General features: G+C 40.1%; 26 protein-coding genes. 21 read left to right on the top strand and 5 right to left on the bottom strand.

Annotated features, from left to right (window positions below; translation table 11 throughout):
• Position 1: 1 nt before the first annotated feature.
• A complete protein-coding gene (locus tag AT689_RS09925) occupies positions 2-340 on the top strand; it encodes an ATP cone domain-containing protein (RefSeq protein ID WP_001196049.1) in 339 nt (112 codons plus the stop codon).
• A 30-nt stretch (positions 341-370) separates the two neighbouring features.
• Here AT689_RS09925 and AT689_RS09920 read toward each other — a convergent pair whose 3' ends face one another.
• Positions 371-691 carry a hypothetical protein gene (locus AT689_RS09920; RefSeq protein WP_001216106.1) on the bottom strand — a complete coding sequence of 107 codons (321 nt, stop codon included), beginning with the start codon at positions 689-691 and terminating at the stop codon, positions 371-373.
• Positions 692-788: 97 nt separating this feature from the next.
• On the opposite strand from AT689_RS09920, the gene AT689_RS09915 reads away from it, so the two are divergent.
• A complete protein-coding gene (locus AT689_RS09915) occupies positions 789-1,004 on the top strand; it encodes a YdbC family protein (protein ID WP_000807422.1) in 216 nt (71 codons plus the stop codon).
• Here AT689_RS09915 and AT689_RS13110 read toward each other — a convergent pair.
• From AT689_RS13110 to gor, 3 genes are all read right to left on the bottom strand, one after another.
• A complete protein-coding gene (locus AT689_RS13110) occupies positions 1,001-1,147 on the bottom strand; it encodes a hypothetical protein (protein WP_000692983.1) in 147 nt (48 codons plus the stop codon). The two genes, AT689_RS09915 and AT689_RS13110, sit on opposite strands and share 4 nt — an antisense overlap.
• A gap of 62 nt (positions 1,148-1,209) precedes the next feature.
• Positions 1,210-1,746: a biotin transporter BioY gene (locus tag AT689_RS09905; protein WP_000709035.1), complete on the bottom strand. Its 537-nt coding sequence runs from the start codon at positions 1,744-1,746 to the stop codon at positions 1,210-1,212.
• Between the two features lie 195 nt (positions 1,747-1,941).
• On the bottom strand, positions 1,942-3,288 hold the full coding sequence (gor, locus tag AT689_RS09900) for a glutathione-disulfide reductase (protein WP_001209584.1): 1,347 nt from the start codon (positions 3,286-3,288) through the stop codon (positions 1,942-1,944).
• Positions 3,289-3,552: 264 nt separating this feature from the next.
• Here gor and AT689_RS09895 point away from each other — a divergent pair, with 264 nt between their 5' ends.
• The 15 genes from AT689_RS09895 to ciaH all read left to right on the top strand — a co-directional run bounded on the left by AT689_RS09895 (position 3,553) and on the right by ciaH (position 18,956).
• Complete coding sequence (locus tag AT689_RS09895; RefSeq protein ID WP_000728652.1) at positions 3,553-4,752, top strand: efflux RND transporter periplasmic adaptor subunit; 1,200 nt, start codon at positions 3,553-3,555, stop codon at positions 4,750-4,752.
• Positions 4,736-5,437, top strand: coding sequence for an ABC transporter ATP-binding protein (locus AT689_RS09890; RefSeq protein WP_000811482.1), 702 nt, complete (start codon positions 4,736-4,738; stop codon positions 5,435-5,437). The genes AT689_RS09895 and AT689_RS09890 overlap by 17 nt, the downstream gene beginning before the upstream one ends.
• A 1-nt stretch (position 5,438) precedes the next feature.
• Complete coding sequence (locus AT689_RS09885; RefSeq protein WP_001180421.1) at positions 5,439-6,698, top strand: ABC transporter permease; 1,260 nt, start codon at positions 5,439-5,441, stop codon at positions 6,696-6,698.
• Between the two features lie 123 nt (positions 6,699-6,821).
• Positions 6,822-8,819 carry a methionine--tRNA ligase gene (gene metG / locus AT689_RS09880; RefSeq protein ID WP_001291372.1) on the top strand — a complete coding sequence of 666 codons (1,998 nt, stop codon included), beginning with the start codon at positions 6,822-6,824 and terminating at the stop codon, positions 8,817-8,819.
• 420 nt (positions 8,820-9,239) lie between these two features.
• Positions 9,240-9,560 (top strand): PadR family transcriptional regulator, encoded by a 321-nt coding sequence (locus AT689_RS09875; RefSeq protein WP_000665420.1) that lies wholly within the window; start codon positions 9,240-9,242, stop codon positions 9,558-9,560.
• Between the two features lie 3 nt (positions 9,561-9,563).
• Positions 9,564-10,379 (top strand): hypothetical protein, encoded by an 816-nt coding sequence (locus AT689_RS09870; RefSeq protein WP_000738402.1) that lies wholly within the window; start codon positions 9,564-9,566, stop codon positions 10,377-10,379.
• 74 nt (positions 10,380-10,453) lie between these two features.
• The gene (locus AT689_RS09865) at positions 10,454-11,380 is read left to right on the top strand and encodes an aldo/keto reductase (RefSeq protein ID WP_001269465.1); all 927 of its coding nucleotides are present in this window, start codon (positions 10,454-10,456) and stop codon (positions 11,378-11,380) included.
• Between the two features lie 99 nt (positions 11,381-11,479).
• Complete coding sequence (locus tag AT689_RS09860) at positions 11,480-11,716, top strand: DUF2829 domain-containing protein (protein ID WP_000141910.1); 237 nt, start codon at positions 11,480-11,482, stop codon at positions 11,714-11,716.
• On the top strand, positions 11,709-12,407 hold the full coding sequence (locus tag AT689_RS09855; protein WP_000167112.1) for a 3-oxoacyl-ACP reductase: 699 nt from the start codon (positions 11,709-11,711) through the stop codon (positions 12,405-12,407). Before AT689_RS09860 ends, AT689_RS09855 begins: the two co-directional genes overlap by 8 nt.
• 10 nt (positions 12,408-12,417) lie before the next feature.
• On the top strand, positions 12,418-12,918 hold the full coding sequence (locus AT689_RS09850; RefSeq protein WP_000403345.1) for an NUDIX hydrolase: 501 nt from the start codon (positions 12,418-12,420) through the stop codon (positions 12,916-12,918).
• Positions 12,896-13,765 carry a putative PEP-binding protein gene (locus AT689_RS09845; protein WP_012677086.1) on the top strand — a complete coding sequence of 290 codons (870 nt, stop codon included), beginning with the start codon at positions 12,896-12,898 and terminating at the stop codon, positions 13,763-13,765. Before AT689_RS09850 ends, AT689_RS09845 begins: the two co-directional genes overlap by 23 nt.
• Complete coding sequence (locus tag AT689_RS09840; protein ID WP_000188826.1) at positions 13,740-14,180, top strand: ASCH domain-containing protein; 441 nt, start codon at positions 13,740-13,742, stop codon at positions 14,178-14,180. The genes AT689_RS09845 and AT689_RS09840 overlap by 26 nt, the downstream gene beginning before the upstream one ends.
• A 122-nt stretch (positions 14,181-14,302) precedes the next feature.
• Positions 14,303-16,849 (top strand): M1 family metallopeptidase, encoded by a 2,547-nt coding sequence (locus AT689_RS09835; protein WP_001149118.1) that lies wholly within the window; start codon positions 14,303-14,305, stop codon positions 16,847-16,849.
• 108 nt (positions 16,850-16,957) lie between these two features.
• The gene (ciaR, locus tag AT689_RS09830) at positions 16,958-17,632 is read left to right on the top strand and encodes a two-component system response regulator CiaR (RefSeq protein WP_000590640.1); all 675 of its coding nucleotides are present in this window, start codon (positions 16,958-16,960) and stop codon (positions 17,630-17,632) included.
• Positions 17,622-18,956 (top strand): two-component system sensor histidine kinase CiaH, encoded by a 1,335-nt coding sequence (gene ciaH, locus AT689_RS09825; RefSeq protein ID WP_000491790.1) that lies wholly within the window; start codon positions 17,622-17,624, stop codon positions 18,954-18,956. The genes ciaR and ciaH overlap by 11 nt, the downstream gene beginning before the upstream one ends.
• 33 nt (positions 18,957-18,989) lie before the next feature.
• Here the strand turns inward: ciaH and AT689_RS09820 are convergent, their stop codons facing one another.
• Positions 18,990-19,277 (bottom strand): DUF3270 domain-containing protein, encoded by a 288-nt coding sequence (locus AT689_RS09820; protein WP_001145225.1) that lies wholly within the window; start codon positions 19,275-19,277, stop codon positions 18,990-18,992.
• A gap of 139 nt (positions 19,278-19,416) precedes the next feature.
• Between AT689_RS09820 and AT689_RS09815 the strand changes: the two genes are divergently transcribed.
• The 4 genes from AT689_RS09815 to AT689_RS09800 all read left to right on the top strand — a co-directional run bounded on the left by AT689_RS09815 (position 19,417) and on the right by AT689_RS09800 (position 24,821).
• The gene (locus AT689_RS09815; RefSeq protein ID WP_000411850.1) at positions 19,417-20,346 is read left to right on the top strand and encodes a peptidase U32 family protein; all 930 of its coding nucleotides are present in this window, start codon (positions 19,417-19,419) and stop codon (positions 20,344-20,346) included.
• A 199-nt stretch (positions 20,347-20,545) separates the two neighbouring features.
• The gene (locus AT689_RS09810) at positions 20,546-22,996 is read left to right on the top strand and encodes a bifunctional DnaQ family exonuclease/ATP-dependent helicase (RefSeq protein ID WP_000848690.1); all 2,451 of its coding nucleotides are present in this window, start codon (positions 20,546-20,548) and stop codon (positions 22,994-22,996) included.
• 36 nt (positions 22,997-23,032) lie between these two features.
• A complete protein-coding gene (locus AT689_RS09805) occupies positions 23,033-24,256 on the top strand; it encodes an FtsW/RodA/SpoVE family cell cycle protein (RefSeq protein WP_000830659.1) in 1,224 nt (407 codons plus the stop codon).
• 10 nt (positions 24,257-24,266) lie between these two features.
• Positions 24,267-24,821, top strand: coding sequence for a DJ-1 family glyoxalase III (locus AT689_RS09800; protein ID WP_000241397.1), 555 nt, complete (start codon positions 24,267-24,269; stop codon positions 24,819-24,821).
• Positions 24,822-24,859 lie beyond the last annotated feature (38 nt).

Here is a 24,859-nt window from a genome sequence, read left to right as displayed (position 1 = left end):
TATGCAAGTAATCAAACGTAATGGCGAAATTGCTGAATTTAATCCAGATAAGATTTACCAAGCCATCTTGAAGGCAGCCCAAACTGTTTATGTTTTGACAGATGATTTGCGTCAAAATCTTGCTCAAGTCACTAAGAAGGTAGTTTTGGATTTACAAGAAGCCAAGGTGGAACGTGCGACTATCAGTATGATTCAATCTATGGTTGAACATCGTTTATTGGGCGCAGGTTACATTACCATTGCAGAACACTACATTTCCTATCGTTTACAACGTGACTTGGAAAGAAGTGGTTATGGAGATCATATTGCAGTTCATTTACATTTTGAACAAATTCGCTAAGAAAAAAGAGTGGGATGAAGCAACTACATCTCACTCTTTCTTAAATCTATTTTTTTGGGCTGTTTGGACAGTTGAGGGGACAAATCGCAGGCGTTGAATATCGCTTATACGGATAATCCGGCTCACATTTTTGGCAAAATTTTTCACGATAATTTGCTGGCCTTGCTGATCATATTTGATGATATCACCTGTAAAACTTGTCTCAGACAAGATAAGGTGAACAGCGGTTTGTTTCTGGATAGCCTCTTCAATAGTGGCTGTAAGGGAGTTGGTTTCAGTCTGGTCAGGTTGGTCATATCCATTTAAAAAATCATGTATTTTATTTAGAACTTGCTGGAATTTATGTCTCATATTGGCCTCCCTTCTTTTATATCAATATTATATAAAATTTTCCTAAAATCTACAAGATTTTACGAATAAACTAATGAAACTAAAAAAGGAGAAGAAAATGGCAGAATTTACATTTGAAATCGAAGAGCACTTGTTGACTCTTTCTGAAAACGAAAAAGGTTGGACCAAGGAAATTAACCGTGTGAGCTTTAATGGTGCCCCTGCAAAGTTTGATATTCGTGCTTGGAGTCCAGACCATACTAAAATGGGCAAAGGGATTACTCTCTCAAATGAAGAATTTCAAACGATGGTGGATGCCTTTAAAGGCAACTAATACTCTTCGAAAATCTCTTCAAACCGCGTCAGCTTTGCCTTGCCGTATGTATGGTTACTGACTTCGTCAGTTTCATCCACAACCTCAAAACAGTGTTTTGAGCAGCCTGCGGCTAGCTTTCTAGTTTGCTCTTTGATTTTCATTGAGTATAAGTTTTCAAAATAAAAGAAAAGGATATTGAGTCATGATAACTCGATATCCTTTTTTAGTTAGTAAAGTAAGCCTGATTTTTAAGGCGTTGAAGTAGGGGACGGCTAATAAAACTAATAGCCAGAAGTTTGCCAAGGTCTGGAATGATAAAGGGAAGAACCCCCACAGCAAGAGCTTTTTCAAATGCCATTCCAGCTAGGAAATGCAAGCTGAGAATCCCGCCGACAAAGACAAGGGCATCACCCAAGAGGTTTGCAAGAAAAATCTTAACAACACCACTCTTGCTGTTGGTTAGAGAGGAAGTAAGTCCAGAGTAAACGAGATAAAACCAAAGATAGCCTGCAGTAGGGCCAACTAAAGCCTGAAAACCAGCTCCACCTCCTGCAAAGACAGGAAGACCGATAGCACCTAGAAGAAGATAGAGTCCAGCAGAAAGTACAGCCTCTCTAGGTCTAAAGACAGTAGCAATCAAGCCGATTGCAAAGTTTTGCAGAGTGAAGGGAACAGGTCCAATTGGAAGACTGATTTGTGCCAAAACAGCAATGAGAGCAGCCCCAATAGCAGGGATAGCATAAACGTGAGCTTTTTTCAAAATAGTTAACCTCTTTTCTAATGTATAGTAACTATTATACTCATATAGGAGTCGATGTCAACCATTTTTTAAAAACAAGGTAACAAAAACTGTAACAGCCGATTTTCGTGACTAGTCAAGTTGGATAATTTTTTGTTGATTCGAAAATCATTAAAAAAGAAGCAGACATATTTATATCAGCTTCTTTTGTTTCGATTAACGCATGGTTACAAATTCTTCAGATGAAGTTGGGTGAATCGCTACAGTTGCGTCAAAGTCAGCCTTGGTTGCTCTCATTTTGATAGCAACAGCAAATCCTTGAATCATTTCATCAACGCCGTAGCCAATTCCGTGAAGTCCGACAACTTTTTCTTCTGAACCAGCTGTGATCAATTTGAAACGAGTTTCTTGACGGTTGCAAGTGCAAGCAGAGTACATAGAAGTAAAGCTTGATTTGTAAACCTTGATTTGGTCTTGACCGTATTCTTTAATAGCTTGTTCTTCTGTCAAACCAACAGTTCCGATAGCAGGGTGTGAAAAGACAACAGTTGGAATAGTTGAGTAATCCATTTTTGCAGTTGTTTTTCCGTTAAAGAGACGTTCTGATAGGGTACGCCCAGCCTTGATTGCAACTGGAGTCAGTTCTTTTTCACCTGTTACATCACCTAGAGCATAGATTCCCTCAACAACAGTATTTTGGTATTCATCTACTTGGATAAAGCCACGTTCATTCAGAGTCACTCCAGCTTTTTCAAGTTGCAAGCTCTTAACGTTTGGACGGCGACCTGTAGCCCAGATAACTTGGCTAGCTGTGTGACTGGTACCATCCTCGAAATGAATGGTAATGCCTTTAGCAGTTTTTTCTAACTTGGCAGGGACTTTGTGAGTATGAAGTGGCAAGTTTATTCTTTCCATTTCCTTGACCAAACCTTCAACGATGTAGGAATCAAAACCACGTAAAGGACGATCGCGGCGAACAAAGAGATCTGTCTTGACACCAAAAGTGTGGAGTACGCCAGCTAATTCAACGGCGATATAACCAGCGCCTAGAATGGCAACTGACTCTGGAAGTTCTTCCCAGGCAAATACATCATCAGAAGAGCCACCTAGCTCAGCACCAGGAATATTAGGAATACTTGGATGGGCACCTGTAGCAATCACGATATGTTTAGCACGAATCAGTTCACCATTTACGCTTACAGTATGAGAATCTACAAATTCAGCATGACCTTCAATCAAGTCTACACCGTTGCGTTTAAAACTACTATCATAAGAAGAACGAGCGCGATCAATGTAGGCTTCACGATTGCGACGTAGGGTTGCAAAGTCAAAGTTAAGATCAGTAGTCTTAAAGCCGTAGTCTTCTCCAAATTGATGGAAAGTCTCAGCGATTTGCGCCCCGTACCACATGATTTTTTTAGGAACACAACCGACGTTGACACAGGTTCCACCTAATTTCTTTTCCTCAATAACGGCTGCTTTGGCTCCATGTTCACCAGCACGGTTCATGGTAGCGATTCCTCCGCTACCTCCACCGATAGCAATGATATCATATTCTCTCATTGAAAACTCCTTTGTAATCTTTTAAATAGTAGAGCGTCTTTTTTGATAGTTATATTTTATTCTTTTTTTGATTTGATTGCAAAAATCTGCTACGCACAAAAAATTGCAAAAAAGCTTGCCAAATAAGTCAAGATAGTGTATTATATATCTAGTACAATAGAAAAGAAAAATTCCGAACGATTGCTTAATCCTGAACTGTATTGTTTGCTGGAGGGAAATTTGGTATAATAGCAAAGTATTGTAAAAAAGAAAAGGAGTTTCATTATGAAGAAAAAGAATGGTAAAGCTAAAAAGTGGCAACTGTATGCAGCAATCGGTGCTGCGAGTGTAGTTGTATTGGGTGCCGGGGGGATTTTACTTTTTAGACAACCTTCTCAGACTGCTGTAAAAGATGAGCCTACTCATCTTGTTGTTGCCAAGGAAGGAAGCGTGGCATCCTCTGTTTTATTGTCAGGGACAGTAACAGCAAAAAATGAACAATATGTTTATTTTGATGCTAGTAAGGGTGATTTAGACGAAATCCTTGTTTCTGTGGGCGATAAGGTCAGCGAAGGGCAGGCTTTAGTCAAGTACAGTAGTTCAGAAGCGCAGGCGGCCTATGATTCAGCTAGTCGAGCAGTAGCTAAGGCAGATCGTCATATCAATGAACTCAATCAAGCACGAAATGAAGCCGCTTCAGCTCAGGCTCCACAGTTACCAGCGCCAGTAGGAGGAGAAGATGCAACGGTGCAAAGCCCAACTCCAGTGGCTGGAAATTCTGTTGCTTCTATTGATGCTCAATTGGGTGATGCCCGTGATGCGCGTGCAGATGCTGCAGCGCAATTAAGCAAGGCTCAAAGTCAATTGGATGCAACAACTGTTCTCAGTACCCTAGAGGGAACTGTAGTCGAAGTCAATAGCAATGTTTCTAAATCTCCAACAGGGGCGAGTCAAGTTATGGTTCATATTGTCAGCAATGAAAATTTACAAGTCAAGGGAGAATTGTCTGAGTACAATCTAGCCAACCTTTCTGTAGGTCAAGAAGTAAGCTTTACTTCTAAAGTGTATCCTGATAAAAAATGGACTGGGAAATTAAGCTATATTTCTGACTATCCTAAAAACAATGGTGAAGCAGCTAGTCCAGCAGCCGGGAATAATACAGGTTCTAAATACCCTTATACTATTGATGTGACAGGCGAGGTTGGTGATTTGAAACAAGGTTTTTCTGTCAACATTGAGGTTAAAAGCAAAACTAAGGCTATTCTTGTTCCTGTTAGCAGTCTAGTAATGGATGATAGTAAAAATTATGTCTGGATTGTGGATGAACAACAAAAGGCTAAAAAAGTTGAGGTTTCATTGGGAAATGCTGACGCAGAAAATCAAGAAATCACTTCTGGTTTGACAAATGGTGCTAAGGTCATCAGTAATCCAACATCTTCCTTGGAAGAAGGAAAAGAGGTGAAGGCTGATGAAGCAACTAATTAGTCTAAAAAATATCTTCAGAAGCTACCGTAATGGTGACCAAGAACTGCAGGTTCTCAAAAATATCAATCTAGAAGTGAATGAGGGTGAATTTGTAGCCATCATGGGGCCATCTGGTTCTGGTAAGTCCACTCTGATGAATACGATTGGCATGTTGGATACACCAACCAGTGGAGAATATTATCTTGAAGGTCAAGAAGTGGCTGGGCTTGGTGAAAAACAACTAGCTAAGGTTCGTAACCAACAAATCGGTTTTGTCTTTCAGCAGTTCTTTCTTCTATCGAAGCTCAATGCTCTGCAAAATGTAGAATTGCCCTTGATTTACGCAGGAGTTTCGTCTTCAAAACGTCGCAAGTTGGCTGAGGAATATTTAGACAAGGTTGAATTGACAGAACGTAGTCACCATTTACCTTCAGAATTATCTGGTGGTCAAAAGCAACGTGTAGCCATTGCGCGTGCCTTGGTAAACAATCCTTCTATTATCCTAGCGGATGAACCGACAGGAGCCTTGGATACCAAAACAGGTAACCAAATTATGCAATTATTGGTTGATTTGAATAAAGAAGGAAAAACCATTATCATGGTAACGCATGAGCCTGAGATTGCTGCCTATGCCAAACGTCAGATTGTCATTCGGGATGGGGTCATTTCGTCTGACAGTGCTCAGTTAGGAAAGGAGGAAAACTAAGATGCAGAATCTGAAATTTGCCTTTTCATCTATCATGGCTCACAAGATGCGTTCTTTGCTTACTATGATTGGGATTATTATCGGTGTTTCATCAGTTGTTGTGATTATGGCTTTGGGTGATTCCCTATCTCGTCAAGTCAATAAAGATATGACTAAATCTCAGAAAAATATTAGCGTCTTTTTCTCTCCTAAAAAAAGTAAAGATGGGTCTTTTACTCAGAAACAATCAGCTTTTACGGTTTCTGGAAAGGAAGAGGAAGTTCCTGTTGAACCGCCAAAACCGCAAGAATCCTGGGTTCAAGAGGCAGCTAAACTGAAGGGAGTGGATAGTTACTATGTAACCAATTCAACGAATGCCATCTTGACCTATCAAGATAAAAAGGTTGAGAATGCTAATTTGACAGGTGGAAACAGAACTTACATGGACGCTGTTAAGAATGAAATTATTGCAGGTCGTAGTCTGAGAGAGCAAGATTTCAAAGAGTTTGCAAGTGTTATTTTGCTAGATGAGGAATTGTCCATTAGTTTATTTGAATCTCCTCAAGAGGCTATTAACAAGGTTGTAGAAGTCAATGGATTTAGTTACCGGGTCATTGGGGTTTATACTAGTCCGGAGGCTAAAAGGTCAAAAATATATGGGTTTGGTGGCTTGCCTATTACTACCAATATCTCCCTTGCTGCGAATTTTAATATAGATGAAATAGCTAGTATTGTCTTTCGAGTGAATGATACCAGTTTAACCCCAACTCTGGGTCCAGAACTGGCACGAAAAATGACAGAGCTTGCAGGCTTACAACAGGGAGAATACCAGGTGGCAGATGAGTCCGTTGTATTTGCAGAAATTCAACAATCGTTTAGTTTTATGACGACGATTATTAGTTCCATCGCAGGGATTTCTCTCTTTGTTGGAGGAACTGGTGTCATGAACATCATGCTGGTTTCGGTGACAGAGCGCACTCGTGAGATTGGTCTTCGTAAGGCTTTGGGCGCAACACGTGCCAATATTTTAATTCAGTTTTTGATTGAATCCATGATTTTGACCTTGTTAGGTGGCTTAATTGGCTTGACAATTGCAAGTGGTTTAACTGCCTTAGCAGGTTTGTTACTGCAAGGTTTAATAGAAGGTATAGAAGTTGGAGTATCAATCCCAGTTGCCCTATTTAGTCTTGCAGTTTCGGCTAGTGTTGGTATGATTTTTGGAGTCTTGCCAGCCAACAAGGCATCGAAACTTGATCCAATTGAAGCCCTTCGTTATGAATGAGATCAACAAGATGGACACTCGTCTATCTTGTTTTTGTATGGATTTCCCTATCGAAATTCATTAAAAATGTGATATAATGAAGTGTTAGAAAAACAGGTTTCATTTGCCTGGAAAGGAAAAATTATGTCTGAAAAAAATTTTTATATTACAACGCCGATTTACTATCCATCTGGGAAACTTCATATCGGTTCTGCCTACACAACTATCGCATGTGATGTCCTAGCACGTTACAAACGCCTGATGGGCTACGATGTATTTTATCTGACAGGTCTTGATGAACATGGTCAGAAAATCCAGCAGAAAGCGGAAGAAGCTGGTATTACACCTCAAGCCTATGTTGATGGAATGGCGGTTGGAGTTAAAGAACTCTGGCAATTACTAGATATCTCATACGATAAATTTATCCGTACAACTGATGACTACCATGAAAAAGTTGTCGCACAAGTCTTTGAACGCTTACTTGCTCAAGATGATATCTACTTGGGTGAATACTCTGGTTGGTATTCAGTATCAGACGAAGAATTCTTTACAGAAAGCCAGCTGGCAGAAGTTTTCCGTGATGAAGCTGGAAATGTGACTGGTGGTATTGCTCCATCAGGCCATGAGGTTGAATGGGTTTCTGAAGAATCATACTTTCTTCGCCTTAGCAAATACCAAGACCGTTTGGTCGAATTTTTCAAAGCTCATCCTGAATTTATCACGCCAGATGGTCGCCTTAATGAAATGCTACGCAACTTCATCGAGCCAGGTTTGGAAGATTTGGCGGTATCTCGTACAACCTTTACATGGGGAGTGCCTGTCCCATCAAATCCAAAACACGTTGTCTACGTTTGGATTGATGCCCTTCTTAACTATGCGACAGCTCTTGGCTACGCTCAAGACGAACATGGTAACTTTGACAAGTTCTGGAATGGAACAGTCTTCCATATGGTAGGAAAAGATATCCTTCGCTTCCACTCTATCTACTGGCCAATCCTTCTTATGATGTTGGATGTTAAATTACCTGATCGTTTGATTGCCCATGGTTGGTTTGTCATGAAAGACGGAAAAATGTCTAAGTCAAAAGGGAATGTCGTTTACCCTGAAATGTTGGTAGAGCGTTATGGACTAGATCCACTTCGTTACTACCTCATGCGTAACCTTCCAGTTGGTTCAGACGGAACCTTTACTCCTGAAGACTATGTCGGCCGTATCAACTATGAATTGGCTAATGACCTTGGGAACCTCCTTAACCGTACGGTTTCCATGATTAATAAGTACTTTGATGGACAAATCCCTGCCTATGTAGAAGGTGTGACTGAATTTGATCATGTTCTTGCTGAGGTTGCAGAACAATCAATCGCAGACTTCCATACACACATGGAAGCAGTTGACTATCCACGTGCGCTTGAAGCAGTCTGGACTCTGATCTCTCGTACCAATAAATACATCGATGAGACCGCACCATGGGTCTTGGCCAAGGATGAAGCTCTTCGTGACCAATTGGCAAGTGTCATGAGCCACTTGGCAGCCAGCATTCGTGTAGTTGCTCACTTGATTGAACCATTTATGATGGAAACTAGTCGTGCAGTTTTGACTCAACTTGGTTTGGAAGAAGTTTCTAGTCTTGAAAACTTGAGTTTGGCTGACTTCCCAGCAGATGTGACTGTAGTTGCCAAAGGAACACCTATCTTTCCACGTCTAAATATGGAAGAAGAAATCACCTATATCAAGGAACAAATGGAAGGCAATAAACCAGCAGTCGAAAAAGAATGGAATCCGGACGAAGTTGAGCTCAAACTAAACAAGGATGAAATCAAGTTTGAAGACTTTGACAAGGTTGAAATCCGTGTCGCAGAAGTCAAAGAAGTGTCTAAAGTAGAAGGTTCAGATAAGTTGCTTCAATTCCGCTTGGATGCTGGTGATGGAGAAGATCGTCAGATTCTTTCAGGAATTGCAAAATACTATCCAAATGAACAAGAATTGGTCGGCAAGAAAGTTCAAATCGTTGCTAACCTCAAACCACGTAAAATGATGAAAAAATATGTCAGCCAGGGTATGATTCTATCAGCTGAACATGATGGCAAATTAACCCTTCTCACAGTTGATCCAGCTGTACCAAATGGAAGTGTGATTGGGTAAAAGTAGACAGGACTAGTTCAGACTAGTTCTGTTTTTTTATTTATACTCAATGAAAATCAAAGAGCAAACTAGGAAGCTAGCCGCGGGTTGATCAAAGCACTGCTTTGAGGTTGTAGATAGAACTGACGAAGTCAGCTCAAAACATGTTTTTGAGGTTGTAGATGAAACTGACGAAGTCAGCTCAAAACACTGTTTTGAGGTTGTAGATGAAACTGACGAAGTCAGCTCAAAACACTGTTTTGAGGTTGTAGATGAAACTGACGAAGTCAGTAACCATACATACGGTAGGGCGACGCTGACGTGGTTTGAAGAGATTTTCGAAGAGTATTAACTATTATGCTTTACAAACTAGTGTAGAAGTGATATACTATAGGTGAAGTTACTAGTAGGTATTACAAAATAGATTAGAAGGGAGAAGTGATGAAAGAAACTCAGCTATTAAAAGGTGTTCTTGAAGGTTGTGTCTTGGATATGATTGGTCAAAAAGAGCGGTATGGTTATGAGTTGGTTCAGACTTTGCGAGAGGCTGGATTTGATACTATCGTTCCAGGAACTATTTATCCTTTGTTGCAAAAGTTAGAAAAAAATCAATGGATAAGAGGCGACATGCGCCCGTCGCCAGATGGTCCAGATCGGAAGTATTTTTCATTAATGAAAGAAGGAGAAGAGCGTGTCTCAGTCTTTTGGCAACAATGGGACGATTTGAGTCAAAAAGTAGAAGGGATTAAGAATGGGGGTTAAACCATGAAGAAAATGAAGTATTACGAAGAAACAAGCGCTTTGCTACATGAGTTTTCTGAGGAGAATCAAAAGTATTTTGAGGAGTTGTGGGAAAGTTTTAATCTTGCTGGATTTCTCTATGATGAAGACTATCTCAGAGAGCAGATCTATTTGATGATGCTAGATTTCTCAGAAGCAGAACGAGATGGCATGAGTGCAGAGGATTATCTAGGTAAGAATCCTAAAAAAATAATGAAAGAGATTCTCAAGGGAGCACCTCGCAGTTCTATCAAAGAGTCCCTTTTGACGCCAATTCTTGTCCTGGCGGTATTACGTTATTATCAACTACTAAGTGATTTTTCTAAAGGTCCTCTCTTAACAGTCAATTTGCTCACATTTTTAGGGCAACTTCTTATTTTTCTGATTGGATTTGGACTTGTGGCCACAATTTTACGAAGAAGTTTAGTCCAAGATTCTCCTAAAATGAAAATTGGCACTTACATTGTTGTTGGGACTATAGTTCTTTTAGTTGTTTTAGGATATGTAGGAATGGCAAGCTTCATACAAGAAGGAGCCTTTTATATTCCGGCTCCCTGGGATAGTTTGTCTGTCTTTACGATTTCGCTAGTTATCTGTATTTGGAATTGGAAAGAAGCGGTCTTTCGTCCATTTGTCAGTATGATTATTGCCCATCTTGTGGTGGGTTCTCTGCTCCGTTATTATGAGTGGATGGGAATTTCAAATGTTTTCCTTACAAAAGTTATTCCTTTAGCTGTCCTCTTTATTGGAATCTTTGTCTTGTTCCGTGGGTTTAAGAAGATAAAATGGAGTGAAGTATAGTCAAAAAGCCGTTGCAAAGCGGTTTTTTGTTATAATGAAGGGAAGAATGTTAGAAATTAAAGGAGAAAAATTTGATGAGATACATAACTCTTGGTCAAGATGACAAAGAATTATCAGAAATTGTTCTCGGAATGATGAGAATAAAAGATAAGTCTGTAAAAGAAGTTGAAGAGCTTGTAGAAACAGCACTTTCTGTTGGAATCAATGCCTTCGACTTGGCTGATATTTATGGTCGTGGTCGTTGTGAAGAACTGTTAGGTCTTGTCCTAAAAAATCGTCCAGATTTAAGAGAAAAGATGTGGATTCAGTCCAAATGTGGCATTCGCATTGAAGAATTTACCTATTTTGATTTTTCTAAGGACTATATTATAAAATCAGTAGACGGTATTTTGCAAAGATTGAAGATTGATCATCTAGATAGCTTGCTCCTTCATCGACCAGATGCTTTGATGGAATCTGACCAAGTAGCAGAAGCCTTTGATCTCCTTTATAAACAAGGTAAAGTTCGAGATTTTGGAGTTTCTAATCAAAATCCTATGATGATGGAGTTGCTTAAAAAAGATGTCAAGCAGCCGTTAGCTGTTAATCAGCTACAATTGAGTGCGGCTTTTACTCCAGGATTTGAATCAGCTTTTCATGTTAATATGGAAGATAGTCAAGCAGCTATGCGAGATGGCAGCATTTTTGAATATTGCCAATTACACGATGTGGTCATTCAAGCATGGTCTGTCTTACAATTCGGGTATTTTAAAGGGAATTTTGTTGGAAATGAGAAATTTCAAGCTTTAAATCAAGTACTTGATCGTTTAGCTATTAAATATGGAGTAACCTCTTCAACTATTGCCATTTCTTGGATATTGCGTTATCCAGCAAAAATGCAGGCAGTTGTAGGTACCACAAATCCTAAGCACTTGAGAGAAGTTAGCCAAGCGGCAAACTTTAGCTTAACAAGAAAAGAATGGTATGAAATTTATCTTGCTGCAGGGAATAATTTGCCGTAAGTAGAAGAAGATGTAAATAAATCACAGTCAAAAAGCCGTTTTAAAGCGGTTTTTTTGTTATAATGAAGGGGAGAATTATTGACATTAAAGGAGAAAAACATGACATTTGAAGAAATTCTACCTGGCTTAAAGGCTAAGAAAAAATATGTACGAACTGGTTGGGGAGGTGCTGAAAACTATGTCCAACTCTTTGATACCATCGAGCAAAATGGGCTTGCACTTGAAGTGACACCTTATTTCTTAATCAACGTGTCTGGAGAAGGAGAAGGTTTTTCCATGTGGAGCCCGACAGCTTGTGATGTTTTGGCAACGGATTGGGTAGAAGTGCATGACTAAACGTGTACTCATTACAGGAGTGAGTTCAGGGATCGGATTGGCTCAAGCTCGCCTCTTTTTAGAGAAGGGCTATCAAGTTTATGGAGTTGACCAAGGTGAAAAGCCACTCTTAGAGGGTGATTTTCACTTTTTACAGAGAGATTTGACCTTGGACTTGGAACCTATTTTTGACTGGTGCCCTCAGGTGGATGTTTTGTGTAATACTGCCGGAGTTTTGGATGATTACAAACCACTGTTGGAACAAACGGCGCAGGACATTCAAGAGATTTTTGAAATCAACTACATTATTCCAGTAGAGTTGACTCGGTATTATTTGACACAAATGCTGGAAAATAAAAAGGGAATCATCATCAATATGTGTTCCATTGCTTCTAGCCTAGCAGGTGGAGGTGGTCACGCCTATACTTCATCCAAGCATGCCTTGGCTGGCTTCACCAAGCAGTTGGCTCTAGACTATGCTGAAGCTGGGATTCAGGTCTTTGGTATCGCTCCAGGAGCAGTCAAGACAGCTATGACCGCTGCGGATTTTGAACCAGGTGGTTTGGCTGACTGGGTGGCTAGTGAAACCCCAATCAAGCGCTGGATTGAGCCAGAGGAAATAGCAGAGCTTAGTCTTTTTTTAGCAAGTGGAAAAGCGAGCGCCATGCAAGGACAAATCTTGACAATAGATGGTGGCTGGTCTTTGAAGTAGGAGGAGTTGGATGGAAATCAAAAAACACTTTGGAGTCTACGCTGTTTGCTTAGAAAATGGGAAGTTACTCTGCATTGAAAAAACGAGAGGCCCTTATCAACATCGGTATGATCTACCTGGAGGCAGTCAGCAACTTGGTGAAGGACTGACGGAAACGCTGACTAGAGAAGTTATGGAAGAGACGGGATTTACTGTTAGAAGCTACTCTAATCCTCGAATCTACGATGTTTTCGTCAGAGAAGAGTTAAAAAATTTTATGGTTCACCATGTCATGGCCTTGTATGATGTTGAAATGAATGAGAGTGCACCTCAAGTTACGATTTCGGAAGCTGTGTCTGATGGTGCGAATGATTCACTTGGATATATTTGGATGGATATTCAAGAGATTACAGAAGAAAATGCATCGCCATTAGTCTTTAAGGTTAAGTCTGAATTATTAGGATTTCCAGAACTGGACAAGACTTCTTACATGAATTGGAAGGTGAATGATGAGAAATCAACTTGCCCTTAGTGGCGAAAAAATTCTTGAAAAAATTTATCCTCAACTATTTCACCACGTCGGCATGATTCGTGGGGAATATTTGTTGAGAGAGCTTAATCAAAACATCATATTAGCAAGTTGTCAGCAATTTGTAAAAGATTATCTAGAGACTATCTGCTCCCTGTACTCAGATGAAGAAGTTTGGTATCGTTTTACTGAATTAACGAATACAGAAGCCAATTGTTTAGTGGGGACTAAAGAGTTTTTTGACGAAGGGCATCCCTTGTTTGGCTATAGAGGAACTAGGCGTTTACTGGCGTGTTTGGATGAATTTCAGGCTGAAGCACATGTCGTTACAGAAGTTTATCAAACCAACCCCAATCTATCTGTTATCTTTCCTTTTGTCAATGATGCCGACCAATTAAAACAAGCTATTACAGTATTGCGTCAGTATGGCTTTACTGGGAAAGTCGGAACGATGATTGAATTACCGTCAGCGTATTTTGACTTATCTAGTATACTGGAAACGGGCATTTCAAAGATTGTAGTTGGAATGAATGATTTGACTTCCTTTGTTTTTGCGACTATGAGAAACAGTCAATGGCATGATATGGAAAGTCCAATAATGTTAGATATGCTAAGAGATATGCAGGATAAAGCAAGAAAGAACAAGATTAATTTTGCTGTAGCAGGCTATCTGAATACTTCTTTCATACAAAAAATGAATCAGTTGGGTATCAAGTGCATTATCCACTACAGTTCTATTCCAGAGATTTTTGATTTAGAGATTGACCATCCAGATCATCTTAAACACATAAAAGAAGAAAGTAAAAAATTACAAAGGAGTACCCATGACACCGCAAGAAATGTGGAATAAATACAAGCAAATCAATCCTTTGATCGGAGATGAAATCGATGCTTGGGCTTTTGGAGTTGAACCAGACCTTTTAGCGGATTTGGTGTTTAAAGGAGAAAAGACAGCAACAGCATCAGCCTATGACCTCTATGTACTAGAAGACGAACCACTTCCCCAAGTAGGGACCTTCGATGTCATTTTAGATAGTCAAAATCAGGCTGTCTGCATTGTCGAAATTACAAAGGTTTCTGTTGAACTCTTCAATCAAGTTTCTGCGCAACATGCCTTTAAGGAAGGTGAGGGAGACAAATCACTTGCCTATTGGCGCCAGGTTCATGAGGACTTTTTCACAGACTGTTTGGGTGAAGTAGGGCTGACTTTTACACCTGAAAGCAAGGTTGTTTTAGAAGAATTTCGCAAGGTCTACCCACTGTAGACTATTAGAAGGAAGAAAGTTTTGGAAATCGCTGTCCAATCCTTTTTTCTCAAGCAAAATATGATATAATAAGTTTGTTTGAAGAAGAGCAGCAGCTCTTAAACTTAGAATAGGAGAAAACTATGCAAGCAGTTGAACATTTTATTAAGCAATTTGTTCCTGAACATTATGATTTATTTTTAGATTTGAGTCGTGAGACCAAGACTTTTTCTGGGAAAGTGACCATCACTGGTCAAGCACAGAGTGACCGCATCTCCCTCCACCAAAAAGACTTGGAAATCACCTCTGTAGAAGTTGCAGGTCAAGCTCGTCCATTTACAGTTGACCATGACAATGAAGCCCTTCATATCGAATTGGCTGAGGCTGGTCAAGTTGAATTGGTTCTTGCCTTTTCTGGTAAAATTACAGACAACATGACAGGGATTTACCCTTCTTATTATACAGTTGATGGAGTCAAGAAGGAGGTCTTGTCTACTCAGTTCGAGAGCCATTTTGCGCGCGAAGCTTTCCCATGTGTGGATGAGCCTGAAGCCAAAGCAACTTTTGACCTCTCTCTTCGCTTTGACCAAGCAGAAGGTGAATTGGCCTTGTCAAACATGCCAGAAATCGATGTTGAAAACCGTAAGGAAACAGGTATCTGGAAGTTTGAGACAACACCTCGCATGTCTTCTTACTTGTTGGCCTTTGTTGCTGGTGATTTGCAAGGGGTGACCGCTAAAACTAAAAATGGTACCCTGGTAGGTGTCTACTCAACCAAAGCACATCCACTTTCAAATCTTGATTTCTCACTGGATATCGCTGTTCGCTCTATCGAGTTTTACGAAGATTACTATGGAGTTAAGTACCCAATTCCTCAATCTCTCCACATCGCCCTTCCTGACTTCTCAGCTGGTGCTATGGAAAACTGGGGTCTTGTGACCTACCGTGAAGTTTACTTGGTTGTCGATGAAAACTCTACATTTGCTAGCCGTCAACAAGTTGCCCTTGTTGTGGCTCATGAATTGGCTCACCAATGGTTTGGGAACCTCGTGACTATGAAATGGTGGGATGACCTTTGGCTCAATGAAAGTTTCGCTAATATGATGGAATACGTCTGTGTGGATACCATCGAACCAAGCTGGAATATCTTTGAAGATTTCCAAACAGGTGGAGTACCTCTTGCTCTTGAACGTGACGCTACTGATGGCGTTCAGTCTGTCCACGTCGAAGTTAAACATCCAGATGAAATCAATACACTCTTTGACGGCGCTATCGTCTATGCCAAAGGAAGCCGTCTCATGCACATGCTTCGCCGTTGGCTAGGAGATGCTGATTTTGCTAAAGGTTTGCACGCCTACTTTGAAAAACACCAATACAGCAACACCATTGGTAGTGACCTTTGGGATGCCCTTGGTCAAGCGTCAGGACGTGATGTCGCAGCCTTCATGGATTCTTGGTTGGAACAGCCTGGTTACCCAGTTCTTACTGTCAAAGTTGAAAATGATGTCTTGAAGATTTCACAAAAACAATTCTTCATCGGTGAGAACGAAGACAAGAACCGTCTCTGGGTGGTGCCCCTCAATAGCAACTGGAAAGGCTTGCCTGATACACTCGAAACTGAAAGTATCGAAATCCCTGGCTACGCAGCTCTTCTTGCTGAAAATGAAGGAGCTCTTCGTCTCAACACTGAAAATACTGCCCACTATATTACCGACTATCAAGGAGACTTGTTAGAAGCTGTTCTTGCTGAGCTAGAGACACTTGATAACACAAGCAAACTGCAAATTGTTCAAGAACGTCGTTTGTTGGCTGAGGCAGGGCACATTTCTTATGCAGACTTGCTTCCAGTTCTTGATAAACTTGCTAAGGAAGAGTCTTATCTGGTGGTTTCAGCTGTTTCTCAAGTGATTTCAGCTCTTGAGCGCTTTATTGATGAAGGAACGGATGCTGAAACAGCCTTCAAAGGACTGGTTGCTAAATTGGCTCGTCATAACTATGACCGTCTTGGTTTTGAAGCTAAAGACGGAGAATCAGATGAGGATGAATTGGTTCGTCAGCTGGCTGTTTCGATGATGATTCGCTCAAATGATGCAGAAGCTAGTCAAGTCGCTAGCCAAATCTTCGCAACACACAAGGAGAATCTTGCAGGACTCCCAGCAGCTATTCGTTCACAAGTTCTGATTAATGAGATGAAACATCATGAGACTAAAGACTTGTTAGCACTTTATCTTGATACTTATACTCACGCAACAGATGCTGTCTTTAAACGCCAGTTGGCAGCAGCTCTTGCATACAGTACAGATGCGGATAATATCCAAAACTTGATTACTTCTTGGAAGGACAAATTTGTGGTCAAACCACAGGACTTGTCTGCTTGGTATTACCAATTCCTAGCTCATCAAGCAACTCAGAAAACAGCTTGGTCTTGGGCGCGTGAAAACTGGGCTTGGATTAAGGCAGCCCTTGGAGGAGATATGAGCTTTGATAGCTTTGTTATCCTTCCTGCTCATGTATTTAAGACTCAGCAACGCTTGGCGGAATACAAGGAGTTCTTTGAGCCGCAACTTTCTGACCTTGCTCTTAGCCGTAACATCGGTATGGGAATCAAGGAAATTGCAGCACGTGTTGACTTGATTAGCCGTGAAAAAGCTGCAGTCGAAGCAGTTGTTCTTCAATACGGAAATGCATAAATAAGCCTAAAATAAAAAGAAAACTCAGCTATCTCATGTAAAATGCAGAGAGTTGAGTTTTTTTTAAGGCAAATTTGGTATAATAGTTTTAATAAGGAGGAGTTTCTCATGATAAAAATCTTATTGGTTGAGGATGACCTAGGTCTGTCAAATTCAGTATTTGACTTTTTAGACGATTTTGCGGATGTTATGCAGGTATTTGATGGAGAAGAAGGTCTCTACGAAGCTGAGAGTGGTGTCTATGACTTGATTTTGCTGGATTTGATGTTGCCAGAAAAAAATGGTTTCCAAGTCTTAAAAGAATTGCGTGAAAAGGGAATTACGACACCAGTTCTGATTATGACTGCCAAGGAAAGTTTGGATGACAAGGGACATGGATTTGAACTGGGAGCGGATGATTATCTGACCAAACCTTTCTACCTAGAAGAACTTAAAATGCGGATTCAGGCCCTTCTCAAACGTTCAGGGAAGTTTAATGAAAACACCTTGACTTATGGGAATATCGTGGTTAATTTATCAACCAATACCGTTAAAGTTGAAGATACTCCTGTCGAATTGCTGGGGAAAGAGTTCGATTTACTAGTTTATTTCCTTCAAAATCAAAATGTGATTTTGCCTAAGACGCAGATTTTTGACCGTCTATGGGGATTTGATAGTGATACAACGATTTCGGTTGTCGAAGTCTATGTTTCAAAAGTCCGTAAGAAATTAAAGGGAACCACTTTTGCAGAGAATTTGCAAACCTTGCGTAGTGTTGGGTATCTTTTAAAAGATGTTCAGTAAACTTAAAAAAACATGGTATGCGGATGACTTTAGTTATTTTATCCGCAACTTCGGTGTCTTCACCCTGATTTTTTCTACAATGACTCTGATTATTTTACAAGTCATGCATTCGAGTCTTTATACTTCGGTGGACGATAAGCTTCATGGACTGAGTGAAAATCCTCAAGCAGTTATTCAGCTGGCTATAAATAGGGCAACAGAAGAGATTAAAGATTTAGAAAATGCTAGGGCGGACGCTAGTAAAGTAGAAATAAAACCTAATGTCAGTTCCAATACGGAAGTCATTCTCTTTGATAAGGACTTTACTCAACTTCTTTCTGGAAATCGATTTTTGGGCTTGGATAAGATTAAGTTAGAAAAGAAAGAACTAGGACATATCTACCAGATTCAGGTTTTTAATAGCTATGGGCAGGAAGAAATCTATCGTGTGATTTTGATGGAGACCAATATTAGTTCGGTTTCAACCAATATCAAGTATGCTGCTGTCTTGATTAATACCAGTCAGTTGGAGCAGGCTAGTCAAAAGCATGAGCAATTGATTGTGGTCGTGATGGCTAGTTTCTGGATTTTGTCTTTACTTGCCAGTCTCTATCTAGCTAGGGTCAGTGTTAGGCCCCTGCTTGAGAGTATGCAGAAGCAACAGTCTTTTGTGGAAAATGCCAGTCATGAGTTACGAACTCCACTCGCAGTTTTGCAAAATCGCTTAGAGACCCTTTTTCGTAAGCCAGAAGCTACCATTATGGATGTGAGTGAAAGCATTGCATCGAGTTTGGAAGAAGTCCGAAATATGCGTTTTTTAACGACAAGCTTGCTGAACTTAGCTCGGAGAGATGATGGGATTAAGCCAGAGCTTGCAGAAGTTCCAACTAGCTTTTTTAATACAACTTTCACAAACTATGAGATGATTGCTTCGGAAAATAATCGTGTCTTCCGTTTTGAAAATCGTATCCATCGAACAATTGTCACAGATCAGCTTCTTCTGAAACAACTGATGACCATTCTTTTCGATAATGCCGTCAAGTATACTGAGGAGGATGGTGAAATTGATTTTCTTATCTCGGCGACCGATCGCAATCTTTATTTACTTGTTTCTGATAATGGAATCGGTATTTCGACAGAAGATAAAAAGAAAATTTTTGACCGTTTTTATCGAGTAGACAAGGCTAGAACCCGGCAAAAAGGTGGTTTTGGTTTAGGATTATCCCTAGCCAAGCAAATTGTAGATGCTCTAAAAGGAACTGTTACTGTCAAAGATAATAAACCCAAGGGAACAATCTTTGAAGTGAAGATTGCCATTCAGACACCATCTAAAAAGAAAAAATAAAAATATCGCTCCAACTGGGGCGATATTTTGGATTTATCTTCTACGTTTTCGTTTGATAATAGACCGTTGAACTTTTAAAACAAGTAAGCTGAATCCGATTGCTGCGGCAAAGGCAAGAGCAGTTGATAATTTTAATGCTAAAAAGATAAAACTAAAGATAGCAATACAGATACAAAAAACAGCGATATTAATAAAAAATAGGATTTCCTTGAGATTGGCATCAGATTGCGCTTCAGGTGTATAAGCTTGGTAATGAGGAAGCTGCTGGTTTAATTCTTCTTGATAGTCTACCTCATAGGATTGTAATTTTCTTACGGGCATAATTCTCTCCTTAACAGTACATACCTATTTTATCATTTTTTCGGCAGAGAATTATTACAGAAAGGTTACAAAAAGAATAAAGTCCCTTTTCATTTTCAAAGCATGGATGATTTTGGAGAAATGTGGTATAATTTTTCTTATGGAAAAGATTGTCATTACAGCAACTGCTGAAAGTATTGAACAAGTTGAACAACTACTCGAAGCTGGCGTAGACCGTATCTATGTCGGTGAGAAAGATTTTGGCCTTCGTCTGCCAACGACCTTTAGTTATGACCAATTACGTGAAATCGCTAAGTTGGTTCATGATGCTGGTAAGGAATTGATCGTTGCGGTCAATGCTCTCATGCACCAAGATATGATGGACCGTATCAAGCCTTTCTTAGACTTCTTGGAAGAAATCAAGACAGACTATATTACGATTGGGGATGCAGGCGTCTTTTACGTAGTTAACCGCGATGGTTATTCATTTAAGACCATCTACGATGCTTCAACCATGGTAACTAGCAGTCGTCAGATTAACTTCTGGGGACAAAAGGCTGGCGCATCTGAGGCTGTTTTGGCGCGTGAAATTCCATCAGCTGAACTTTTCAAAATGCCAGAGATTTTGGAAATTCCTGCTGAAGTTTTGGTTTACGGTGCTAGCGTCATCCATCATTCTAAACGTCCACTCTTGCAAAACTACTATAACTTTACACATATCGATGATGAAAAGACGCATAAACGTGACCTCTTCTTGGCTGAGCCAAGTGATCCAGAGAGCCACTATTCCATTTTTGAAGATAATCATGGGACCCATATCTTTGCCAACAATGACCTTGATTTGATGATCAAATTAACAGAATTGGTGGAGCATGGCTTTACTCGCTGGAAACTAGAAGGGCTCTACACTCCTGGTCAGAACTTTGTTGAGATTGCAAAACTCTTTATCCAAGCGCGTAACTTGATTCAAGAGGGCAACTTTAGCCATGATCAAGCCTTCTTGCTGGATGAAGAAGTTCGTAAACTTCACCCTAAAAACCGTTTCCTTGATACAGGATTTTATGACTACGATCCTGACATGGTTAAATAAAATACATGATTCGTTGAGAGAAGGAAGATGCAAACATTTCTTCTCTCAATTTTTCGTATTTCTTCACTATTTTACAAAAATCAGCAGGCTAGAATGCTCTATTCGATGGGATTTTTAAGAAAAGTAGTGTTCTTGAGTTTGAAAATTATCCTATGTTTGTAGGTGCCAAATGGCCCTTTTTTTGGTATAATTTTTTATAATGAAAACGATTGGTAATCGCTATGTTGTGGTGGATTTAGAGGCAACTAGCACAGGTAGTAAGGCTAAAATTATCCAAGTGGGAATTGTCGTGATTGAGGATGGAGAAATCGTCGATCACTATACGACGGATGTCAATCCACATGAACCCTTGGATGCTCATATCAAAGAACTGACAGGATTGACAGACCAACGTCTGGCGCAAGCACCTGATTTTTCGCAAGTTGCCAGAAAAATATTTGACTTGGTGGAGGATGGGATTTTTGTAGCCCATAATGTTCAGTTTGATGCTAATCTCTTGGCGGAAAATTTATTTTTTGAAGGCTATGAGCTAAGAAACCCTCGTGTTGATACGGTCGAATTGGCCCAGGTCTTTTTCCCTGAACTGGAAAAATATAGCTTGCCGATTTTGTGTCGAGAATTAGGAATTCCTCTTAAACACGCACACACAGCCCTTTCAGATGCCCAAGCTACAGCAGAATTACTTCTTTTTTTACGGGAAAAGATGACCCAGCTTCCTAAAGGTCTCTTGGAACGCTTGCTGGAAATGGCTGACGCTCTCCTATATGAGTCCTACCTGGTTATTGAGGAAACTTATCGCAACCAATCTATCCTGAGTTCTCCAGACTTGGTCCAAGTTCAAGGTCTGTATTTTAAGAAAATGGCAGCTTCTCTGGAGCCACGAAAACTATCTCAAGACTTTTCTAAAAATATTTCTCTGTTGAACCTTGAAGTGAGGGAGGAACAAGAAAGTTTTGCTAAAGAGGTTGGCTTGCTATTGAAAGATGAACCTGTCTCTCTGATTCAAGCGCCGACAGGGATTGGGAAAACCTATGGCTATCTCTTACCCGCTTTATCTCAATCCAAAGAGCGACAAATTGTTCTTAGTGTTCCGACAAAGATTCTTCAAAATCAAATCATGGAAGAAGAAGGTAAACGCCTCAAGGAAGTGTTCCATACAGATATTCATAGCTTAAAGGGACCACAAAATTATCTGAAGTTGGATGCCTTTTATCATTCCTTGCAGGAAAATGATGAAAATCGCTTATTTAGACGCTTTAAAATGCAAGTCTTGGTCTGGCTTACTGAGACAGAGACAGGAGATTTGGATGAAATCGGGCAACTCTACCGTTACCAACATTTTCTAGCAGACCTTCGTCATGATGGGAATTTATCATCCCAGAACTTATTTGTGACGGAAGATTTTTGGAAACGTAGTCAAGAAAGGGCAGAGACTTGCAAGCTTTTAGTGACTAATCATGCCTATCTCGTAACCAGACTTGAAGATAATCCTGAATTTGTCAGTGACCGTTTACTGATTATTGATGAAGTCCAAAAGATTTTGTTAGCTCTAGAAAATCTGCTTCAAGAGACCTACGATATACAATCTATTATCGATTTAATTGATAAGGCTTTAGTAGGAGAAGAAAACAGGGTTCAACAACGGATACTAGAAAGTATTCGCTTTGAGTGTCTCTACTTGATAGAACAATTTCAGTCTGGTAAATCTAGGAAAAATATCTTAGATTCTCTGGACAATCTCCATCAGTATTTTTCAGAATTAGAAGTAGAAGGCTTTGATGAGCTGGTTCGCTATTTTACAGCTGAAGGTGATTACTGGCTTGAAGTAACTGAAACGAGTCAAAAGAAAATTCAGATTTCTTCTACAAAATCAGGCCGTACTCTTCTGTCCTCTTTACTTCCTGAGAGTTGCCAAGTCTTGGGAGTATCAGCTACTCTTGAGATTAGTCAGAGGGTTTCTTTGGCAGACCTTTTAGGCTATCCTGAAGTCAAATTTGTCAAGATTGAATCTCGGGGAAAACAGGAACAAGAAGTGGTTATGGTCAAAGATTTCCCTCTGGTAACAGAAACCTCCTTAGAAGTCTATGCCAGAGAGGTAGCTGCTTTACTAGTGGAAATTCAAGCTTTCCAGCAACCGATTTTGGTTCTCTTTACCGCTAAAGACATGCTTCTAGCAGTATCGGATTTACTTACAGTTAGCCACTTGGCCCAGTATAAAAATGGGGATGTTCATCAGCTAAAGAAACGCTTTGAAAAAGGTGAACAACAAATCTTGCTTGGTGCAGCAAGTTTCTGGGAGGGAGTTGATTTTTCAAGCCATCCTTTTGTGATTCAAGTTGTACCGAGGCTTCCTTTCCAAAATCCTCAAGAACCCTTGACGAAAAAGATTAATCAAGAACTGAATCAAGAAGGGAAAAATGCCTTTTATGATTATCAATTGCCAATGGCCATTATTCGTTTAAAACAGGCTTTGGGAAGAAGTATGAGACGTGAATACCAACGTTCCTTAACTCTTATTTTGGATAGGAGAATCGTCGGAAAACGATACGGCAAACAAATAGTAGCATCTCTAGCAGAAGAAGCGACTGTTAAAACCATCTCTCGATCCGAAGTTGACGAGGCTATTGATAGATTTTTTAATGAACTTTGATAAATAGTATTGTATGAAAGTATAAGGTTAGTATATATGAAACGTTCTCTCGACTCAAGAGTCGATTACAGTTTGCTCTTGCCAGTATTTTTTCTACTGGTCATCGGTGTGGTGGCTATCTATATAGCCGTTAGTCATGATTATCCCAATAATATTCTGCCCATTTTAGGGCAGCAGGTCGCCTGGATTGCCTTGGGGCTTGTGATTGGTTTTGTGGTCATGCTCTTTAATACAGAATTTCTTTGGAAGGTGACCCCCTTTCTATATATTTTAGGCTTGGGACTTATGATCTTGCCGATTGTATTTTATAATCCAAGCTTAGTTGCATCAACGGGTGCCAAAAACTGGGTATCAATAAATGGAATTACCCTATTCCAACCGTCAGAATTTATGAAGATATCCTATATCCTCATGTTGGCTCGTGTCATTGTCCAATTTACAAAGAAACATAAGGAATGGAGACGCACGGTTCCGCTGGACTTTTTGTTAATTTTCTGGATGATTCTCTTTACCATTCCAGTCCTAGTTCTTTTAGCACTTCAAAGTGACTTGGGGACGGCTTTGGTTTTTGTAGCCATTTTCTCAGGAATCGTTTTATTATCAGGGGTTTCTTGGAAAATTATTATCCCAGTATTTGTGACTGCTGTAACAGGAGTTGCTGGTTTCTTAGCTATCTTTATTAGCAAGGACGGACGAGCTTTTCTTCACCAGATTGGAATGCCGACCTACCAAATTAATCGGATTTTGGCTTGGCTCAATCCCTTTGAGTTTGCCCAAACAACGACTTACCAGCAGGCTCAAGGACAGATTGCCATTGGGAGTGGTGGCTTATTTGGTCAGGGATTTAATGCTTCGAATCTGCTTATCCCAGTTCGAGAGTCAGATATGATTTTTACGGTTATTGCAGAAGATTTTGGCTTTATTGGCTCTGTCCTGGTTATTGCCCTCTATCTCATGTTGATTTACCGTATGTTGAAGATTACTCTTAAATCAAATAACCAGTTCTACACTTATATTTCCACAGGTTTGATTATGATGTTGCTCTTCCACATCTTTGAGAATATCGGTGCTGTGACTGGACTACTTCCTTTGACGGGGATTCCCTTGCCTTTTATTTCGCAAGGGGGATCAGCTATTATCAGTAATCTGATTGGTGTTGGTTTGCTTTTATCGATGAGTTACCAGACTAATCTAGCTGAAGAAAAGAGCGGAAAAGTCCCATTCAAACGGAAAAAGGTTGTATTAAAACAAATTAAATAAGGAGAAAATCATGGTAAAAGTAGCAGTTATGTTAGCTCAGGGCTTTGAAGAAATTGAAGCCTTGACAGTTGTAGATGTCTTGCGTCGAGCCAATATCACATGTGATATGGTTGGTTTTGAAGAGCAAGTAACGGGTTCGCATGCAATCCAAGTAAGAGCAGATCATGTCTTTGATGGAGATTTATCAGACTATGATATGATTGTTCTTCCTGGAGGTATGCCTGGTTCTGCACATTTACGTGATAATCAGACCTTGATTCAAGAATTGCAAAGCTTCGAGCAAGAAGGGAAGAAACTAGCAGCCATTTGTGCGGCACCAATTGCCCTCAATCAAGCAGAGATATTGAAAAATAAGCGATACACTTGTTATGACGGCGTTCAAGAGCAAATCCTTGATGGTCACTACGTCAAGGAAACAGTAGTGGTAGATGGTCAGTTGACAACCAGTCGGGGTCCTTCAACAGCCCTTGCCTTTGCCTACGAGTTGGTGGAGCAACTAGGAGGGGACGCAGAGAGTTTACGAACAGGAATGCTCTATCAAGATGTCTTTGGTAAAAATCAGTAAAACGGGAGTTATTCTCTCGTTTTTTATGTGGAAAACTC

The sequence above is a fragment of the Streptococcus pneumoniae genome (assembly GCF_001457635.1).
GTDB lineage: Bacteria > Bacillota > Bacilli > Lactobacillales > Streptococcaceae > Streptococcus > Streptococcus pneumoniae.
Note: the sequence above shows the minus strand (reverse complement) of the source record. Positions and strands in the feature narration are given on the sequence as shown.

What these genes read in the sequence shown, in the direction of transcription:
- AT689_RS09925 (WP_001196049.1), top strand. Translation starts at nt 2, where the DNA reads ATGCAAGTAATCAAACGTAATGGCGAAATTGCTGAATTTAATCCAGAT.
- AT689_RS09920 (WP_001216106.1), bottom strand. Translation starts at nt 691, where the DNA reads ATGAGACATAAATTCCAGCAAGTTCTAAATAAAATACATGATTTTTTA.
- AT689_RS09915 (WP_000807422.1), top strand. Translation starts at nt 789, where the DNA reads ATGGCAGAATTTACATTTGAAATCGAAGAGCACTTGTTGACTCTTTCT.
- AT689_RS13110 (WP_000692983.1), bottom strand. Translation starts at nt 1,147, where the DNA reads ATGAAAATCAAAGAGCAAACTAGAAAGCTAGCCGCAGGCTGCTCAAAA.
- gor (WP_001209584.1), bottom strand. Translation starts at nt 3,288, where the DNA reads ATGAGAGAATATGATATCATTGCTATCGGTGGAGGTAGCGGAGGAATC.
- AT689_RS09895 (WP_000728652.1), top strand. Translation starts at nt 3,553, where the DNA reads ATGAAGAAAAAGAATGGTAAAGCTAAAAAGTGGCAACTGTATGCAGCA.
- AT689_RS09890 (WP_000811482.1), top strand. Translation starts at nt 4,736, where the DNA reads ATGAAGCAACTAATTAGTCTAAAAAATATCTTCAGAAGCTACCGTAAT.
- AT689_RS09885 (WP_001180421.1), top strand. Translation starts at nt 5,439, where the DNA reads ATGCAGAATCTGAAATTTGCCTTTTCATCTATCATGGCTCACAAGATG.
- metG (WP_001291372.1), top strand. Translation starts at nt 6,822, where the DNA reads ATGTCTGAAAAAAATTTTTATATTACAACGCCGATTTACTATCCATCT.
- AT689_RS09875 (WP_000665420.1), top strand. Translation starts at nt 9,240, where the DNA reads ATGAAAGAAACTCAGCTATTAAAAGGTGTTCTTGAAGGTTGTGTCTTG.
- AT689_RS09870 (WP_000738402.1), top strand. Translation starts at nt 9,564, where the DNA reads ATGAAGAAAATGAAGTATTACGAAGAAACAAGCGCTTTGCTACATGAG.
- AT689_RS09865 (WP_001269465.1), top strand. Translation starts at nt 10,454, where the DNA reads ATGAGATACATAACTCTTGGTCAAGATGACAAAGAATTATCAGAAATT.
- AT689_RS09860 (WP_000141910.1), top strand. Translation starts at nt 11,480, where the DNA reads ATGACATTTGAAGAAATTCTACCTGGCTTAAAGGCTAAGAAAAAATAT.
- AT689_RS09855 (WP_000167112.1), top strand. Translation starts at nt 11,709, where the DNA reads ATGACTAAACGTGTACTCATTACAGGAGTGAGTTCAGGGATCGGATTG.
- AT689_RS09850 (WP_000403345.1), top strand. Translation starts at nt 12,418, where the DNA reads ATGGAAATCAAAAAACACTTTGGAGTCTACGCTGTTTGCTTAGAAAAT.
- AT689_RS09845 (WP_012677086.1), top strand. Translation starts at nt 12,896, where the DNA reads ATGAGAAATCAACTTGCCCTTAGTGGCGAAAAAATTCTTGAAAAAATT.
- AT689_RS09840 (WP_000188826.1), top strand. Translation starts at nt 13,740, where the DNA reads ATGACACCGCAAGAAATGTGGAATAAATACAAGCAAATCAATCCTTTG.
- AT689_RS09835 (WP_001149118.1), top strand. Translation starts at nt 14,303, where the DNA reads ATGCAAGCAGTTGAACATTTTATTAAGCAATTTGTTCCTGAACATTAT.
- ciaR (WP_000590640.1), top strand. Translation starts at nt 16,958, where the DNA reads ATGATAAAAATCTTATTGGTTGAGGATGACCTAGGTCTGTCAAATTCA.
- ciaH (WP_000491790.1), top strand. Translation starts at nt 17,622, where the DNA reads ATGTTCAGTAAACTTAAAAAAACATGGTATGCGGATGACTTTAGTTAT.
- AT689_RS09820 (WP_001145225.1), bottom strand. Translation starts at nt 19,277, where the DNA reads ATGCCCGTAAGAAAATTACAATCCTATGAGGTAGACTATCAAGAAGAA.
- AT689_RS09815 (WP_000411850.1), top strand. Translation starts at nt 19,417, where the DNA reads ATGGAAAAGATTGTCATTACAGCAACTGCTGAAAGTATTGAACAAGTT.
- AT689_RS09810 (WP_000848690.1), top strand. Translation starts at nt 20,546, where the DNA reads ATGAAAACGATTGGTAATCGCTATGTTGTGGTGGATTTAGAGGCAACT.
- AT689_RS09805 (WP_000830659.1), top strand. Translation starts at nt 23,033, where the DNA reads ATGAAACGTTCTCTCGACTCAAGAGTCGATTACAGTTTGCTCTTGCCA.
- AT689_RS09800 (WP_000241397.1), top strand. Translation starts at nt 24,267, where the DNA reads ATGGTAAAAGTAGCAGTTATGTTAGCTCAGGGCTTTGAAGAAATTGAA.